At 37.9% G+C, this 14,310-nt stretch carries 17 protein-coding genes and 1 other RNA gene; 8 read left to right on the top strand and 10 right to left on the bottom strand.

The window, feature by feature from the left end:
- Positions 1-10 precede the first annotated feature (10 nt).
- The gene (locus tag AW165_RS08060; RefSeq protein ID WP_033848665.1) at positions 11-382 is read left to right on the top strand and encodes a hypothetical protein; all 372 of its coding nucleotides are present in this window, start codon (positions 11-13) and stop codon (positions 380-382) included.
- 17 nt (positions 383-399) lie between these two features.
- On the opposite strand, the gene AW165_RS08055 is transcribed toward AW165_RS08060, so the two are convergent.
- The gene (locus AW165_RS08055) at positions 400-1,290 is read right to left on the bottom strand and encodes a LysR family transcriptional regulator ArgP (protein WP_033848664.1); all 891 of its coding nucleotides are present in this window, start codon (positions 1,288-1,290) and stop codon (positions 400-402) included.
- Positions 1,291-1,395: 105 nt separating this feature from the next.
- On the opposite strand from AW165_RS08055, the gene AW165_RS08050 reads away from it, so the two are divergent.
- On the top strand, positions 1,396-1,998 hold the full coding sequence (locus tag AW165_RS08050; protein WP_002117603.1) for a LysE/ArgO family amino acid transporter: 603 nt from the start codon (positions 1,396-1,398) through the stop codon (positions 1,996-1,998).
- Positions 1,999-2,054: 56 nt separating this feature from the next.
- Here AW165_RS08050 and AW165_RS08045 read toward each other — a convergent pair whose 3' ends face one another.
- Positions 2,055-2,696, bottom strand: a complete 642-nt coding sequence (locus tag AW165_RS08045; RefSeq protein ID WP_060465446.1) for a cation transporter — start codon at positions 2,694-2,696, stop codon at positions 2,055-2,057.
- Between the two features lie 65 nt (positions 2,697-2,761).
- Here AW165_RS08045 and AW165_RS08040 point away from each other — a divergent pair, with 65 nt between their 5' ends.
- Positions 2,762-3,163, top strand: coding sequence for a MerR family transcriptional regulator (locus tag AW165_RS08040; RefSeq protein WP_060465445.1), 402 nt, complete (start codon positions 2,762-2,764; stop codon positions 3,161-3,163).
- Between the two features lie 39 nt (positions 3,164-3,202).
- Here AW165_RS08040 and AW165_RS08035 read toward each other — a convergent pair whose 3' ends face one another.
- The 5 genes from AW165_RS08035 to AW165_RS08015 all read right to left on the bottom strand — a co-directional run bounded on the left by AW165_RS08035 (position 3,203) and on the right by AW165_RS08015 (position 8,150).
- Positions 3,203-3,454: a hypothetical protein gene (locus AW165_RS08035; protein ID WP_002117665.1), complete on the bottom strand. Its 252-nt coding sequence runs from the start codon at positions 3,452-3,454 to the stop codon at positions 3,203-3,205.
- A 207-nt stretch (positions 3,455-3,661) separates the two neighbouring features.
- Positions 3,662-4,894 (bottom strand): FAD-dependent monooxygenase, encoded by a 1,233-nt coding sequence (locus tag AW165_RS08030; protein WP_060465444.1) that lies wholly within the window; start codon positions 4,892-4,894, stop codon positions 3,662-3,664.
- Positions 4,891-6,099: a 2-octaprenyl-6-methoxyphenyl hydroxylase gene (ubiH, locus tag AW165_RS08025; protein WP_057074139.1), complete on the bottom strand. Its 1,209-nt coding sequence runs from the start codon at positions 6,097-6,099 to the stop codon at positions 4,891-4,893. Before ubiH ends, AW165_RS08030 begins: the two co-directional genes overlap by 4 nt.
- Before the next feature lie 31 nt (positions 6,100-6,130).
- A complete protein-coding gene (gene pepP, locus AW165_RS08020; RefSeq protein ID WP_060465443.1) occupies positions 6,131-7,453 on the bottom strand; it encodes a Xaa-Pro aminopeptidase in 1,323 nt (440 codons plus the stop codon).
- Positions 7,454-7,520: 67 nt separating this feature from the next.
- Positions 7,521-8,150, bottom strand: a complete 630-nt coding sequence (locus AW165_RS08015; protein WP_002117501.1) for a UPF0149 family protein — start codon at positions 8,148-8,150, stop codon at positions 7,521-7,523.
- Positions 8,151-8,214: 64 nt separating this feature from the next.
- Here AW165_RS08015 and AW165_RS08010 point away from each other — a divergent pair, with 64 nt between their 5' ends.
- From AW165_RS08010 to ssrS, 3 genes are all read left to right on the top strand, one after another.
- Positions 8,215-8,775 carry a hypothetical protein gene (locus tag AW165_RS08010; protein WP_002117619.1) on the top strand — a complete coding sequence of 187 codons (561 nt, stop codon included), beginning with the start codon at positions 8,215-8,217 and terminating at the stop codon, positions 8,773-8,775.
- Positions 8,772-9,056 (top strand): cell division protein ZapA, encoded by a 285-nt coding sequence (locus tag AW165_RS08005; protein ID WP_060465442.1) that lies wholly within the window; start codon positions 8,772-8,774, stop codon positions 9,054-9,056. Before AW165_RS08010 ends, AW165_RS08005 begins: the two co-directional genes overlap by 4 nt.
- 193 nt (positions 9,057-9,249) lie before the next feature.
- Positions 9,250-9,434, top strand: a non-coding RNA gene (ssrS, locus tag AW165_RS08000) — 6S RNA.
- Positions 9,435-9,574: 140 nt separating this feature from the next.
- Here the strand turns inward: ssrS and AW165_RS07995 are convergent.
- The 3 genes from AW165_RS07995 to AW165_RS07990 form a co-directional block, all read right to left on the bottom strand.
- Positions 9,575-9,895 carry a hypothetical protein gene (locus AW165_RS07995; protein WP_060465441.1) on the bottom strand — a complete coding sequence of 107 codons (321 nt, stop codon included), beginning with the start codon at positions 9,893-9,895 and terminating at the stop codon, positions 9,575-9,577.
- A 93-nt stretch (positions 9,896-9,988) separates the two neighbouring features.
- Positions 9,989-10,102 carry a hypothetical protein gene (locus tag AW165_RS19140; protein WP_002117788.1) on the bottom strand — a complete coding sequence of 38 codons (114 nt, stop codon included), beginning with the start codon at positions 10,100-10,102 and terminating at the stop codon, positions 9,989-9,991.
- A 118-nt stretch (positions 10,103-10,220) separates the two neighbouring features.
- Positions 10,221-10,562 (bottom strand): hypothetical protein, encoded by a 342-nt coding sequence (locus tag AW165_RS07990; protein WP_060465440.1) that lies wholly within the window; start codon positions 10,560-10,562, stop codon positions 10,221-10,223.
- A gap of 240 nt (positions 10,563-10,802) precedes the next feature.
- Between AW165_RS07990 and AW165_RS07985 the strand changes: the two genes are divergently transcribed.
- Together AW165_RS07985 and lon are read left to right on the top strand one after the other, a co-directional pair.
- A complete protein-coding gene (locus AW165_RS07985; protein WP_017398661.1) occupies positions 10,803-11,387 on the top strand; it encodes a 5-formyltetrahydrofolate cyclo-ligase in 585 nt (194 codons plus the stop codon).
- Positions 11,388-11,848: 461 nt separating this feature from the next.
- Positions 11,849-14,278, top strand: coding sequence for an endopeptidase La (gene lon / locus AW165_RS07980; protein ID WP_002117591.1), 2,430 nt, complete (start codon positions 11,849-11,851; stop codon positions 14,276-14,278).
- Positions 14,279-14,310: the final 32 nt, after the last annotated feature.

Genomic DNA, 14,310 nt, shown 5'->3' with positions numbered 1-14,310 from the left:
GAGTACTAATATGACTGAACAAATGGGCAAACTTGGCCCTCATGAAGGACAAGAGCTAGAATTATTACTTTCAGGCGAGAAATCTATCGCTTATTTCTATGAAATCCTACCTATCAGTTTTTTAAAGCATCTCGAACAAGGTACTTTATCAATGCTGAGTAAAGATATTGAAACTTCTCTACCTTTACCCTTTTCAATTATGCTGATCTATAAAGATGCAGCTTTAGCAGATTTAAATGAACTCATGATGTGTATTGAAACTTTATTTAAAGAAACTAATTTTGAAAAATGCATAGAGCTTGAACGAAGAATTGGACAACTTTTAGGTTACTCAGCACAAGATATAGAGTTTTATATTCAGCATATTTCAAATCTTCATTAAAAAAGAAACCTCTGAAACTATCTCAATATGCGTTTTGCTGACTCGACAATAGTCTCTGTCAGGGCATCTAACTGTTTAGACTGCCTTTTCCAATGGTGCCAATATAACGGAATGTCGAGCTCAGCCTCAGGTATAACATCTACTAAAGTTCCATTGCTTAGTAAAGATTGAACCTGAAGCTCAGGCACCATGCCATATCCCAAACCTAATTGGATTGCTTTCACAAACGCATCTGTAGCAGGAATAAAACTATAAGGATAACTTTGCATCGGTAAACCGTATCCTTTTAATAGAACCTCTGAATGCATTAAATCTTTATGATTAAAAATAACTGCTGGTGCTTTTCTTAATGCGTCTCTATTCACTCCAGCACTGAACCATTTATTTACAAATTCAGCAGAGGCCAACATTTTATAACGCATTTTTCCTAGTGGTTGAGCTAAACAACCTGACATGACCTGCTCTTCTGCCGAAATACAGGCATTGACTTGTCCTGTTTCCAATAAAGTGTGCGTGTGAGATTGATCATCAATTTTTAGTTCTAATACTATTTTTTCTTTAAAAAGCGTTTGCTGAATATTTGGTAAAAGCCAAGTAGCTAATGAATCTGCATTTGAAGCTAGAGCAATTTTATAAAATTCGGATTCGGAAGATTTCCCCATTAAACCTTGTAATAAATTTTGCTCCATTAACCTCGTATGACGTAAATGCTGCAATAAAGTTTGCCCTGCTTGAGTGAGTACACACGGGCGGCCCCGTATAATTAGAATTTGCCCTAAATACTTTTCTAAAGCCTGTACGCGTAAGGACACTGCCGAGGGTGTAATATATAAATGCTCCCCTGCCGCATCAAAACTTCCCAATTCTGCTACTGCAAGAAAGGCTTCACACTGTTTGCTATCTAACATATCAAGCCTAAATTTTTTTTAGCCAAACCTAAATATTCTTAATTTTACTTATTTTTTGATAAAAAGTCAGATAATTCCCACATCTGATTTTTCCATCTTATTGTTATGTTCTCTCTTAGTATATTTTTTAAAGGTTTCGGTATTGGCAGTGGGCTTATCGTAGCTATTGGAGCTCAAAATGCTTTTGTCCTAAAACAAGGACTTAAACAGCAATATGTATTTTGGTTGTGTTTAATCTGCGCTCTGTCCGACTCAATTTTAATTGCATGTGGTGTATTAGGTTTTGCTGAAATCATGACTGCATCACCAATCCTAATTACTGTGGCTAAATATTTAGGGGCAACGTTTTTATTAGTTTACGGTGCCAAAGCATTTTATGCTGCATTTAAGACTACCCAAAGCATGGACCTTGATAGCAGTCAAAAACAGACTTTAACCCAAGCATTAGTGACCTGTCTTGCCTTTACGTGGCTTAATCCTCACGTGTATTTAGACACTATTGTTCTGATTGGTTCAGTTGCAACTCAGCTTGAAGACAAAGTGAGTTTTGCTTTAGGGAGCATTCTTGCCTCTTGGGTTTTCTTTTTTAGTCTGGGCTATGGTGCAAGATTATTAAAGCCACTATTTACCAATCCCAAAGCTTGGAAAATTTTAGATTTCATTATTGGTTGCGTTATGTGGAGTATCGCTATAACCCTCTTGTTTTAACGGCTTAAAATTAAAAAAGGATCATATAAAAGATCCTTTTTTATTACTCTTGAGTATTACGCTTCACTGGCAACTATAACTCTTGCCTGTTTTCTTTCTTGTTGTGACTGTTTTATAACAGCATAGCCAGAAGATACACCCAAATATGCAATGACAAAGGCAACAAATAAATCGGGAAATACACTGCCTGTTCCAAATACCCCAACCGCAGCTAAAATTACAGCAATATTGGCAATTGAGTCATTTCTACTGCACAACCACACAGAGCGCATGTTGGCATCACCATCACGAAATGCATAAAGCATAAGCGCGACAGAAACGTTAGCGATTAAAGCCATTACACCAATTGCTCCCATTACCATTGGTTCCGGAGAAACGCCATAAAAATACGACCAGACCACTTTCGCAATGACAAAAACGCCGAAAGCCGCCATCGTTATTCCTTTAAGTAGTGCCGCTGTCGCACGCCAATATAAACTCATCGAAAGAACGACTAAAGATAGTGCATAGTTTGCTGCATCTCCGGCGAAGTCCAATGCATCAGCCCAAAGTGAAACAGATTGGGCCTTATAACCTCCCAATATTTCCACCACAAACATTAAGGCATTGATCACAAGTGCAATCCATAACGCTTTTCTAAAACGTGGACTCACTTTCTTTGAAGGAGAACATGTTGAAGCACAACCACATCCAGCCATTTTATTTCCTCAAAAACTCTTTTATAGTGATTAAAAACCCTTGAGTAGCTCCAGAGTCAAGTCTTATGAGTCTTTCTATTGGTCAATTATCAAAAAAAGCGGATATTCCAATTGATACGATCCGTTATTACGAAAAAGTAGGTGTACTTGATCGCATCCAACGTTCAGAAAATAATTATCGTGTTTACACCGAACAAACACTTGCAGACCTTTTATTTATTAAGCATTGCCGTGAATTAGATATTTCACTGAGTGATATTAAAACGTTAAAAGAAATGAAAACTCAGCCAAAACAGGCCTGCACAGAAATTGATAATTTAGTCGATAAATACTTAAAAGAAGTATCAGAAAAAATCGAACGATTATTACTTTTAAAAGAATCTTTGATTGATTTAAAACAGCACTGCTCTACCAATCGAACAGTAGATGAATGCGGGATCTTGAAAGAACTTCAGAACTCTCTTTAAAAATAAAAAAAAGCATCACTCATGTGATGCTTTTTAGGATTAATGGTCGCTATGTTCATCTGGAGGAACTTCAGTAATTCTCCCCCCTCGAGCTAAAAATGCGGCAACTTCATCTTCCAGCGCTTGGCGCTGTTTTTGCTTAGCAGTCACAGTCAGTGTTTCTGCCTCAGCAATATCAGTATCATTAATACTGCTTGCTTCTTCATCAGCTGCACCGCTTTCAGCTGCTTTCGCTTCATCTTCATCTACAGCAGAATCTTCTGCATCTTCATAATCATTGATATCTGACATTTTTCACTCCCCAGAATGATTTCTATTGCATCATCGCTATGGTCCCAAGACCTCAGAAATTTAGCAATCTCTTTGCATTTAGCAAAGAGCCAAATTGGTCAAATGTGTATCTTTTTCAACCCAATTGGTAATGATATATAAATGATTGCTTAAAAAATATCTACTGATATTTATTTAGACCAGTAGAGCATAAACTTCGTAATTATTTTAACGACTATACTGGGTGTTTTGTAAAGACCCTAAACCGTTTGCTTGTTGCATAAAACGCTCTTTTAAGAAAGAAATTTGTTCAACTTGCTTGAGTCCCACATTCCGAGCCCAGATAAATGAAAATAGCTCACTACTTTCCAACCAGCCAATTGCCGACATGCTATGCATCATTGCATCATTTTGGCCTTTACGGCGATGCTCATAACGCAACAATGTCTGTTCATTTGCCCATACACCGCGTGCTAAGTCATGTAACAGTGCATCACAGAGTACAGCTGCATCTAAACAACCAATATTTACGCCTTGTCCAGCAAGTGGATGGATAACATGTGCTGCATCTCCTATTAAAGCTAAACCAGCTTTCACATACTGTTTTGCAGCGCGCGCTTTGAGCGGGAATTGGGCTCTTGAACGTACATCTAACACTTCACCCAACATATGTTGGCTTTCTCGAGTTAAAAGCTGCATAAACTCATGATCGGTTAAAGCAGAATATTCATCGGCATAATCATCAGGTAGTGTCCAGACAATTGACTGCCAGTAGCCATTTTCACTTTCTTCAAGACTAGCCATCGGCAAATAAGCTAAAGGCCCTGTAGGTAAGAAAATTTGACGAGCAACATGATTGTGGGGTTTAGATGTTTTAATGGCACAACTAATCGCTGCTTGCTTATAATCTAAGACATCTAGGTCAATAAAGGCCTGTTCTCGTACAAATGAATTGGCACCATCTGCCCCAATCAGCAGTTTTGTTTTAAGTGTCGTACCATCTGCCAATTGAATATGCCAACAACCAACACCCTGCTCAATGCGAGTCACACGAACCTGAGTACGATAATCTTTTAGTTGCTCAAGCATTTTTTGTTGAATGACAACATTCAATACACTTGGCTCAACCATAGAACCCAAGGACTGTTCTGGCATTGGTCTTTGTACGGACTCATGGCCAAAATTAATTTCACCATAGCCATTCAGATTCCACACCTGCATGCCTGTATATGGCATTTGACGTGCCAAATCATCCCAAACATTAACAGTTTTAAGTAAATGAATGGTCGCTTGGCTCAGTGCTAAAACACGTGGGTTCATCACACTTAGTGTTTTTTCAACATCCAGTACAGGAGCAGCATCAAGCACAGTAGGCTGTACACCACCTTGTGCAAGTAATAAAGCTGTTAAACCACCAACCAGTCCACCACCAACAATGACAACATCTAGTACTTCACTCATGCTTTTAACCCCATTGCATAGTTCGCTACCAGTGGTTTAACACCTGGAATGACATCGAATGCAATTAATCCCGTATTACGAATTAATTTTAATAATGGATTTTGATTACTGAAACCACGAACCACGGTGTCACAGAACTTAATCACTCGCTGTTGATCTGACAAACGGGCTTGTTCATAAGCCAGTAAATTATCTGGGTTACCAATATCATCAGAAGTAGTTAGCTGGTTCACTAAATAACGCACTAAAACATCCGCATCACGTAGACATAGGTTAAAGCCCTGTCCTGCAACAGGATGGATTGTATGCGCCGCATTCCCCATTAAAATAACGCGTCCGACTGCTTGTTTATGTGCAAGCACTTGTGAAAGCGGATAACTAAAGCGTTTACCCGTCTTTTCAAATTTACCCGCTCTGTCACCATAAGTTTTTTGCAAAGCATCTAAAAAGTGTTGGTCGTTTTCTTCACCTAACCACTCACCTTCAGTGCCTTTTTTAACAGGCCATACAACCGAACGGCGATATTCGCCCGGTAAAGGCAATAAAGCTAAAGGGCCTAATGCACTAAAACGCTCAAAACCTACTTGATCATGTGGTTTTGAAGTCTGAACGGTAGTGACAATTGCAACCTGATCATAATCATGAACATCTACACCAACGCCGATTGCCTGACGACAGAAAGAGTCACGTCCATCTGCGGCAATTAATAGCTTTGACTCAAGTTTTAAAACTTCATCACCACGCTTGGCCTCAATATGTACTTGCTCAGCATCTTGAGTTAAAGCAGTCACTTGAACGCCATCAATCAGCTCAATCAAAGGCTGCTGACGTACTTGAGTCAATAAAACACGACCCAACCAAGCATTTTCAATCACCTGCCCAAAGCTTTCGACTTTTTCTTGTTCTGCAATTAATCGTGCCTTACCAAAACTGCCTTGTTCAGTAATGTGAACTTGTAGAATTGGAGTCGCGTGCTGCTGTAATGCATCCCATAACCCCAGCTTCTGATAAATCTGGACGCTACGACGCGATAAAGCCGTATTACGCGCATCGAAACTGGAATGATAAGGGGCAACATTTTGATCATCATAGTTTGGGTATTTCACAGCTTCTAACAGCTTTACTGCAATATTAGCCTTCGCCAGCATGAGTGAAAGGCTAAGTCCAACCATTCCCCCACCTACAATAATCACTTGTTGTTGCATCGAGTTGTGCTCCTTTGGCGAATACGTTTAATTATGATTTAGCTTGCGCCATTAAATGTTCAATATCTGCAATATTTTTAACTACATCAGCAGTTAAAACTCGTGGTCCTTTCGAGGTTGCGACCACATCATCTTCAATACGAATACCAATACCACGCCATTTTTTATCTACAGTTTCATCGTCTGGTGCAATGTAGAGGCCGGGTTCAACGGTAACGACCATACCTTCTTCATATTGACGCCAGTCTTCACCTTTTTTGTAAGACCCAACATCATGTACATCCATTCCTAACCAATGACCTGTACCATGCATATAAAATTGACGGTATGCTTCGGTTTCAATAAGTTCGTTAACATCACCTTTGAGCAAACCTAAATCCACTAAGCCTTCGGTTAAAATTTTAACGGCTACTTCATGAGGCTCACGGTATGAATTACCAATGCGTACTGCATCAATCGCCGCATATTGAGAAGCCAATACAACTTCATATAATGCTTTTTGTTCAGCACTAAACTTACCATTTACTGGAAAAGTACGGGTAATATCTGACGCATAGAACTCATATTCACATGCAGCGTCAATTAAGACTAAATCACCGTCTTTAAGAGGTTGGTTATTTTCAACATAGTGCAAAATACAGGCATTAGCCCCACCACCAACAATACTGTTATAAGATGGGACACAGCCGTTTTGCCCAAATATATAATTGAGCTCGGCTTCAAGCGCATATTCCATCATACCTGGCCGTACCATCTGCATCGCACGAGTATGTGCCTGAGCACTAATTTTTGAAGCAGTTTGCATCAGCTCAAGTTCTTGTGGTGACTTGATTAAACGCATTTCATCAACAATACGGTCGAGCTGTACCAGTTGAGCTGGAGCACCTTGATGTCGATGCTCAGCATCTGCTTTTTTAATCCACTGGCTCACTCGTGCATCAAACGCAGCATTTTGCCCAATCCGATAATAAAGACGTTCTTTATTTAATAACTTTTCAATAATTTCTTCATCAAGCAGATCAATTGCATAGGCTTCATCTGCATCATAGTCTTCGATTGCACCGTCAATTCCGGCACGGTAACCATTCCAGATTTCCATCTCGCGGTTACGTTCACGGCAAAAAAGACTATAGCTATAGTCAGTTACATCCTCAAAAGTTTCAATAACTGCAACTGCTTCAGGCTCAGCAAAGCCCGTCAAATAGAAAAAACTACTATCGGCACGGAATTTATAATCCGCATCACGATTACGGTACATCTCCTCACGCGTTGCAATAATTGCAATACTGTTAGGACCCATTTTTTCTGCTAAACGGTCTCTACGATGTTGAAAATCAACTTGAGGCAATTTCATAATGATCTACTTGATTTAGAATTTTAAAGTCAAAAAATAAAATACAACCAATAACACCTCGCCTCAATTAGCTTGGACGATGTGGTGTGAACATTTCTACAATATTCTGATCTGTACCTAGAGCCGCAGTTTTACTTTTTGCATGAAAGTTTTTCAATAATGAACTTTCAGCTACAGTGATTTTTTTTCTGCCAATAGACAAGCTCACAGGGATTAAGCGTACAAATTCATACAATTCTTCGTAACTGCTTTCACCTTCCTCATCATTGTCAGAATCTTCAAATTCAACTGCTGCAACATCTTGAAGGTGTTCAATCAATTCACGCTCATCACTACGAACATGACCCGATGCCAAACCAAAACCTAACACAACACCCGCACACCAATCAGATAATGCTTGCACACGCTCTTGAAGTAGATGTTCATCATCTGGAAGCATTGGTAGATAATCTAATTCATCTTCAGATAAAGCATGAACCACATCTTCTGCTTCGTCAGTCAAAAGCGCTAAAGCATCTTCACTTAACTCTGGCACATTAAGGGTTGTTAAAATTTGTGACCATTCTTCACGCGTAGGCGCTTCTGTCACACAAACAATACCTGTTAACAGACCATGTAACTCACTAGGGCTTGAAATTTCTTCAATTCCTTCAAAATGAGCGTTCCAATCTGTCCAGCCTGAAATATCGTCTTGCATTCGTTTATCCAATCTCTATACTTTGTATATATTACCTTTGATTGCAATTCTGTGCGACCTCGTTATGTTAGAACAATTACAGCGGCTACAAGCGCATATTAGCGTTTTAAAAACACGCTTACATCATTTAGAGAGTGAACATGCGGCACTCTCAGAAGCTAAAGAACTGGCTGAAACAGAGCATCACGCACAAGTTGTGCAAAAAAATAGTATTATCACTAAAAAACAAGAGGAAATTGAGTCGGTAACTGAGCAACTTTCTCAGTTAAAAGGTCAATTTCAACAATTGAATCAAGATGCTAACACACTTGCCGAACGTTATAGCCGATTAGAAAAAAGTACGACTGATTTAAAAAATCGTTTTCAAGAAATTCTTGCCGAACGAAATGAATTACGTGTTGCAAAAGAGAAGTTACAAGCCCACCAGCGTCAAACCCAACAAGAGCTGCATGATTTACAACAAGACCGTGACCGTTTGTTACAAAAAAATGAGCTTGCCAAATCAAAAGTTGAAGCCATTATTCAGCGTTTAGGAATTTTAGGCACTGCTCAAGATCAACACGCTCAAGAAATCCAGCAACTTGCCCATCCTAATGCTGAAACTGGTGAGGAGATCCAATCATGAGTGAACAAGTCATGGTAGAGCTTAGGCTGATTGAGCAGACTTTTAGACTCGCGACTACCTCAGATAAAAAAGATGAACTTGAACGCGCTGCACAACTTCTCAATGAGAAATTTGATGACATGCGCCGTAGTGCCCCACGTGTTGAGCACAACAAACTAGTCATTATGGTCGCTCTACAGTTAACTCAAGAAGTGCTAAGCCTTAATAAATCTTTGCAGGAATACACTCACTGTGAACGCCTACTGCAAGCGATTTTAGAAGATGTGGAACAAGTTATTTAAATAAGCTTTGATTACGACAAAATGCCTTGCTCTATAAATCATAGATGCAAGGCTTTTTTATTTTTGACTATCAACTACAGTTGAATATCGTTTTATCTACTTTCAATGTACAAAGCTTCATCAAACGCAAACTAAGTTTACAGTTCCCTAGGCTCAAGTGATTGCCAACATAGTCAGATCGGTTATACTTAAGCTATCTCTGGGATGTTCGCCAGCGGGTCTATTCCCCTGCCGATACTTAAACTTATGGATTGCGTTCTGTATATTTAGAGTGTATGCCTACCTTCGAGTAGGAAACCCAGCAAGTATACGTCGCGTCCACCTTGAACTCATCGGGTTCAGGGTAACGACACATGCAGCGGCATCTTCGGAGCATTTATTTTTAATTAAATAATAAAATTTCAAATATTTATTTTAATTTGCCTTTCAATACAGACCTGTCGGTACGATCTTTTTCTCAAGCATTCAATAAGCATGACATTATTATTTTAGAGATGAATAAGTCTTTGCATTCAAAATTACTTTTCTTTTCTACTCAGGCATTCTTGATACCAAGCTGTTTGAAAATCTTCTATCGCTTTTCTTTTAAAGAAGCTGGTCTTGAATACTTTGGTTGAGTAAGCAGAAGTAATTAAATCTTGATAAAGTTTTTTTGCCTTTGGATCTTCAAGACTATTCGCTATATGCTGCAAGTCTTCAGATGGGGCTTTTTGTTGACGCGCTTCCATGACAGTATAAGAAACTTTCTTTACCACATTACAAATTTCGGGGTCATTTACACTTTCATCGGCATAACAGCCAAAAGCTAAAAAACCAAGAAAAAATAATTTAAATTTCATATACCTACCTTATTTTTATAGCTTTGAATTAATTAAAGAATTTTATTATTAATAAAGAAATAGGAAATTGATCCCTATTTCTTTTAAAGGTTTTTATGCTGGATTAATCACATAAAAATAAATAATTAGACCTACTAAAACGGTTGAAGCGATCGTTAAATATGTACCGACCGTATTAAAACTCTGTAAGAATTTCAAGATTTCCATATCGAGAACCCCCAATTAGCAGTTATAAACAAAACAAAATTAAACTTACCACAACTCAATATCGCCAAACAATTCACATTTGTTGCATTTTTTGAGAATTAAAACATCAATGAATTTATTAATTACACCTAATAGCAAAGGCATCTTTGTAGTAATCAGTCGCACTTTTCAAATCCGATAATAATTTCTCTTCGGTATAAGGTTTAGGCGAAATTTTTATTAAGGCAGGCATATATTGGGTTTTATAAACTTCTGGATAGTCATGACATAAGATTTTGACTTTAACTTCTTGCGGTGTATTCGGGTTATCTAGTTGATCTAAAAACTCTCCTATTTTACGATCTGATTCTTCAAATTGAGCTTTATAATCAACTTCCGCCGCTTCAGGTTCGGCTTGTTTCGTACATCCACCAAGTAGCAGACCAGCACTTACTGTAATGGTTAAAATTTTCAACTTCATACGCTTAACAATTCTGCATTAATCTTTTAAATATACTTAACCTTATTAAATGTAAAGAAATACTGACAATACGTAAAGAAATAGAATTTTTAATAGTTAAACACAATAGATCAGATCAATTTATGACTTTTGGTCTAACGAATTTAAGTTATTTTCGAATTACCCTTCTATTTCCATAAAGCTGTCGAAAAATAGGTATAATTTTGCACGACTGATCTTTAATCTTAGTTAGATTTATACATGAATGAACTCAGCTTTATTAGAAAAAATTTAAGATCTAAAAGACGTTCTTTAAGTTCATTTGAGCAAAAACAAGCTCAGCTTAATGTTCTTCATCATTTAAATACCCTGCCTATTTTTCATTCTTCCAAAAAAATTGGTTTATATTTGCATGCCTTTGGAGAAGTTCACACAGAGCTTCTCATAGAATTATGTTTTAAAAAGAATAAGCAAGTTTATTTACCGATGATTTGTTCAATGAACCAGCGTTTAGTCTGGGTAAAAATATCTAAAAACCAATATATAAACCGACGTTTTTCACATCACCCATTGGGAATGAAAGAACCGATGGCAACTAGAGCAAAACATGTTTCATCACTTGATTTATTGATCATGCCACTTCTGGCATGTGATCGATATGGTACGCGTATTGGCATGGGAGGTGGTTATTATGATCGTACCTTGGCAAGTGCAAAACACAAACCTTATCGTTTAGGGTTAGCTCATCAATTTCAATTTATCGAACATACTTTAAAACGTCAGAGTTGGGATCAGCCATTAGATGCTTTACTCACACCTCAACGTGTTTATTATTTTAAAAGATAATATTTATATAAAAACTAATAAAATTTAGTCATATAAAACCAGTTTTTTACTTTTATGTCTTTCAAAATCATAAAAGTAACCACCCTAAGGATGGTTACTTTTACGTGACAGACCGTTTCACCAATTTATATTAGCACCTCTATTAGGCACCAAACATTGAATAAGTTGTGAATTATTGTTAACCATATAATGTCTATAAATCGCCCGCAAAATGATTATTTTCTATTCATAAACATTTTTTGTGATATGGATATTTATAATTATTAAGCTAAATTACTTAGCATTAATACAAAATTTTATTCTTCTTAAGAATTAATCTCTTGATTCATAACATTTTTAAAAAAAAGTTGACTAAATTAGTTCTTTTTTCCACATTTTCTCTAGTGAGGCCCTTGTAATTTTTAAAATACACATCACTATAAAAAACATGGCAACCTCGTTGTCACTCATTAGGAGTGCCCATGTCTGAACTTATTATGAATGAAAAAACTGACTTAGAGCCTCAGGTTCCAAGTGTATTACCACTTTTAGCGTTGCGTGATGTTGTGGTTTACCCACACATGCAAATTGCGTTATTCGTGGGTCGTGAAAAATCGATCAATGCAGTTGATGTGGCTCGTAACAGTGACAATTTAGTATTTGTAGTTGCGCAAAAAGATTCGCTTACAGAAGAAATTGATCACGATAACCTTTATCAGTACGGAACTGTCGCTAAGATTGTTCAAGTCGTAAATCATGAGAATGATGAAAACTGCATTAAAGTACTTATTGAAGGTTTACATCGCTCTAAACTTGAAAAGATTATCGATGAAGATAGCCATTTGACTGCTGAACACAGCTTAAGTCCAATGACAATTAACGTAGATAAAGCTACTCAAGAAACTCGTTTGCAAGAGTTACGTACTTTATTTGCTCAATATGCTGAAGCAAAATTACGTAATGCACGCGAACTCGTTGCTGCGGCTAATAAAATTGAAGACTTGCTACAACTCATGTTCTTCGTAGCAACACGTGTGCCTCTAAATATTGAAATTAAACAGAAGTTTTTAGAGCACGATGAGTTTGAAGCACATTTGCAAGAGCTTATGAGCTACTTGGTAAATCAATCTGCTGAACAGCAAATTGAACAAACTTTGCATGACAGCGTAAAACGTCAAATGGAAAAAAACCAACGTGAATACTTTCTAAATGAAAAAATGAAAGTCATTCAACGTGAACTTTCTGATATGAATGGCGGTGCTGAAGATGACGTTGCTGAGATAGAGAAACGTCTTGCTGAAGCTGATTTACCTGAACACGTACGTAAAAAAGCTGAAGCTGAGTTCCGTAAGCTTAAAGCAATGCAACCAGCGTCTAGTGAAGCAGCTGTTGTACGTAACTATCTAGAAGTAATTTTAGATACGCCGTGGAATAAAGCGAGCAAAGTGAGTATTAACCTTGCGAAAGCACAGGAAATTCTCGATACAGATCACTACGGTTTAGATGATGTAAAAGACCGTATTGTTGAATACTTAGCTGTTCAGTCGCGTGTTAAAAAGCTCAAAGGTCCGATTCTATGTTTAGTAGGCCCTCCTGGTGTAGGTAAAACTTCACTTGGTGAGTCTGTCGCGAAAGCAACAGGTCGTGAATTTGTTCGTATGGCACTTGGTGGTGTACGTGACGAAGCTGAAATTCGTGGTCACCGTCGTACTTATATTGGTGCGATGCCAGGTAAAATTGTGCAATCTTTAACAAAAGTTGGCGTGAAGAACCCATTGTTCTTACTCGACGAAATTGACAAGATGGCGCAAGACTACCGTGGCGATCCTGCTTCTGCATTGCTTGAAGTATTAGATCCATCACAAAATAGCAAGTTCAACGATCACTATTTAGATCTTGATCTTGACCTATCTGAAGTGATGTTCATCTGTACTGCAAACAGTATGAATATTCCAGAAGCCTTGCTTGACCGTATGGAAGTTATTCGTCTACCGGGTTATACCGAAGATGAGAAAGTTAACATTGCTGAACGTTACCTTGTTCCAAAAGCAATTAAGAACAATGGTCTACGTCCAAAAGAGTTAACAATTCATGAAGAAGCGATCCGTGACATTGTTCAACGTTATACACGTGAAGCTGGTGTACGTAGTTTAGAACGTGAAGTGTCTAAAATTGCACGTAAAGTGGTAAAAGAAGCAGTAAGTAAAAAGTCTAAAAACTTACAACTTGATGTGACTTCTGCCAATCTTCCAGAATACTTAGGTCCACACAAGTTTGACTTCGGTATCGCAGAAGATGAAGCACAAGTAGGACGCGTAAATGGTCTAGCTTGGACATCTGTAGGTGGTGAATTACTTACAATTGAAGTTGCAGCTGTCAAAGGTAAAGGTAAATTCATTACGACTGGTTCACTCGGTGACGTAATGAAAGAATCTATTACTACAGCAATGACTTTAGTGCGTACACGTGCCGATGAGTTAGGTATTGAAGCTTCTCGTTTTGAAGAAACTGATGTACACGTTCACTTACCTGAAGGTGCAACACCAAAAGATGGTCCATCTGCTGGTTTAGCATTAACAACTGCGCTTGTATCAGCATTTACAGGTATTGCAATTCGACCTGATATTGCAATGACTGGTGAAACAAGCTTAGGTGGTCGTGCAATGCGTATTGGTGGCTTAAAAGAAAAACTTCTTGCAGCACACCGTGGTGGAATCAAGCTTGTCTTTATTCCTCAAGACAACGTTCGAGACTTAGCAGAAATTCCTGCGAATGTTAAAGAAGGTTTGGAAATCAAAGCTGTGAAAAGTATTGATGACATCTTGCCTTTAGCATTAGTTTCGATGCCAAAACCTTTACCTAAAACACCGATTGTAAAACCGGTGGAAGGCTCAAAAGCAGCACGTCACTAATTAAAAATATGGAAAAAGAGAGCTTCGGCTCT

This window comes from Acinetobacter sp. LMB-5, assembly GCF_001541635.1.
Taxonomy (GTDB): domain Bacteria; phylum Pseudomonadota; class Gammaproteobacteria; order Pseudomonadales; family Moraxellaceae; genus Acinetobacter; species Acinetobacter pittii.
Note: the sequence above shows the minus strand (reverse complement) of the source record. Positions and strands in the feature narration are given on the sequence as shown.

Excerpts from the sequence above, each read along its gene's own strand:
- AW165_RS08060 (WP_033848665.1), top strand. The coding sequence starts at position 11 with ATGACTGAACAAATGGGCAAACTTGGCCCTCATGAAGGACAAGAGCTA.
- AW165_RS08055 (WP_033848664.1), bottom strand. The coding sequence starts at position 1,290 with ATGTTAGATAGCAAACAGTGTGAAGCCTTTCTTGCAGTAGCAGAATTG.
- AW165_RS08050 (WP_002117603.1), top strand. The coding sequence starts at position 1,396 with ATGTTCTCTCTTAGTATATTTTTTAAAGGTTTCGGTATTGGCAGTGGG.
- AW165_RS08045 (WP_060465446.1), bottom strand. The coding sequence starts at position 2,696 with ATGGCTGGATGTGGTTGTGCTTCAACATGTTCTCCTTCAAAGAAAGTG.
- AW165_RS08040 (WP_060465445.1), top strand. The coding sequence starts at position 2,762 with ATGAGTCTTTCTATTGGTCAATTATCAAAAAAAGCGGATATTCCAATT.
- AW165_RS08035 (WP_002117665.1), bottom strand. The coding sequence starts at position 3,454 with ATGTCAGATATCAATGATTATGAAGATGCAGAAGATTCTGCTGTAGAT.
- AW165_RS08030 (WP_060465444.1), bottom strand. The coding sequence starts at position 4,894 with ATGAGTGAAGTACTAGATGTTGTCATTGTTGGTGGTGGACTGGTTGGT.
- ubiH (WP_057074139.1), bottom strand. The coding sequence starts at position 6,099 with ATGCAACAACAAGTGATTATTGTAGGTGGGGGAATGGTTGGACTTAGC.
- pepP (WP_060465443.1), bottom strand. The coding sequence starts at position 7,453 with ATGAAATTGCCTCAAGTTGATTTTCAACATCGTAGAGACCGTTTAGCA.
- AW165_RS08015 (WP_002117501.1), bottom strand. The coding sequence starts at position 8,150 with ATGCAAGACGATATTTCAGGCTGGACAGATTGGAACGCTCATTTTGAA.
- AW165_RS08010 (WP_002117619.1), top strand. The coding sequence starts at position 8,215 with ATGTTAGAACAATTACAGCGGCTACAAGCGCATATTAGCGTTTTAAAA.
- AW165_RS08005 (WP_060465442.1), top strand. The coding sequence starts at position 8,772 with ATGAGTGAACAAGTCATGGTAGAGCTTAGGCTGATTGAGCAGACTTTT.
- AW165_RS07995 (WP_060465441.1), bottom strand. The coding sequence starts at position 9,895 with ATGAAATTTAAATTATTTTTTCTTGGTTTTTTAGCTTTTGGCTGTTAT.
- AW165_RS19140 (WP_002117788.1), bottom strand. The coding sequence starts at position 10,102 with ATGGAAATCTTGAAATTCTTACAGAGTTTTAATACGGTCGGTACATAT.
- AW165_RS07990 (WP_060465440.1), bottom strand. The coding sequence starts at position 10,562 with ATGAAGTTGAAAATTTTAACCATTACAGTAAGTGCTGGTCTGCTACTT.
- AW165_RS07985 (WP_017398661.1), top strand. The coding sequence starts at position 10,803 with ATGAATGAACTCAGCTTTATTAGAAAAAATTTAAGATCTAAAAGACGT.
- lon (WP_002117591.1), top strand. The coding sequence starts at position 11,849 with ATGTCTGAACTTATTATGAATGAAAAAACTGACTTAGAGCCTCAGGTT.